General features: G+C 65.6%; 1 protein-coding gene. It reads right to left on the bottom strand.

The features are described from left to right. Positions 1-22 precede the first annotated feature (22 nt). On the bottom strand, positions 23-1060 hold the full coding sequence (locus tag AX692_RS14620) for an IS110 family transposase (protein WP_066045707.1): 1038 nt from the start codon (positions 1058-1060) through the stop codon (positions 23-25). Positions 1061-1174: the final 114 nt, after the last annotated feature.

The raw sequence follows: 1174 nt of genomic DNA, 5'->3' as shown, positions 1-1174 counted from the left end.
ACGACCTCTGGTCCGCCTCAGCTTACGCTGCTGCCGCGACCGGAGCCTTGTAATCCTCACCCTTCATCAGAACCGCCCAGATGATCCGGGCGGTCTTGTTCGCCAGCGCAACCGTGACCAGCATGCGCGGCTTTCTGGCCAGCATCTGCTCGAGCCATGAGCCGCGCGGAGCCCCGCGCTTGCTGGCGTGGAGCACCACCGCGCTGCTGCCGACGATCAGGAGCCGTCGCAGTGTGCGCTCGCCCATCTTCGAGATCGAGCCAAGCCGTTCTTTGCCCCCTTTGGAATGTTGCCTTGGTGTGAGCCCGAGCCAGGCTGCAAAGTCGCGCCCCCTCGCAAAGCCTTCTACGGGCGGGGCCAGCGCCAGCAGCGCAGTTGCCGCGATCGGCCCGATGCCGGGGATGGTCATCAGCCGCCGGGCTGCTTCGTCCTCGCGGGCACGCCTGGCGATCTCCTTGTCGAGCAGCTTGATCTGCTCGTTCAGGTGCTCGAGCTGCCCCGTCATCACCAGGAACATCGCGCGGGCCGCATCGGGCAGCGATGCCCCGATCTCCTCGCCCTCCTCAAGCAGGCTGGCGAGCACGCTGATGTGAGATGGGCCCTTAGGTGCCACCCATCCGAACTCGGTCAGGTGCCCGCGGATCGCGTTGATCAGCTGCGTGCGCTGGCGCACCAGCAGGTCGCGCGTGCGGAACACCATCCCGGCGGCCTGCTGCGCTTCGGTCTTGATCGCGGCATAGCGCATACTCGGGCGCTGGGCTGCTTCGCAGATGGCCTCGGCATCGACCGCATCGTTCTTGTTCCGCTTCACGAACGGCTTCACGTAAGCTGGCGGGATCAGCTTCACCTCATGCCCCAGCGAGGCAATCTCGCGCGCCCAGTGATGGGCGCCTCCGCAGGCCTCGAGCGCGACAACACAGCGCGGCTGCGCGGCGAAGAACTCCAGCAGCTTGACGCGGGTCAGCCGCCGGCTGAACACCATCTGCCCGCGCGCATCCGCACCGTGCGCATGAAAAACAGTCTTCGCAATATCCAACCCGATCGTGCTAACCTCTGCCATGGACGCCTCCTTCTAGTGGTGTTCAACACCTCCACTATGGCACATAGATGCCGTCGGGGGGCGTCCACATGGGGTAATCGCGGGAAGCGAGTCGCCCCCTTCAGCAGGACATGG

Origin of the sequence: Erythrobacter donghaensis (assembly GCF_001557325.1) — a bacterium.
Taxonomy (GTDB): Bacteria; Pseudomonadota; Alphaproteobacteria; order Sphingomonadales; family Sphingomonadaceae; genus Erythrobacter; species Erythrobacter donghaensis_B.
The sequence above is the reverse complement of the archived record's forward strand: the minus strand, read 5'-3'. Positions and strand labels throughout refer to the sequence as shown.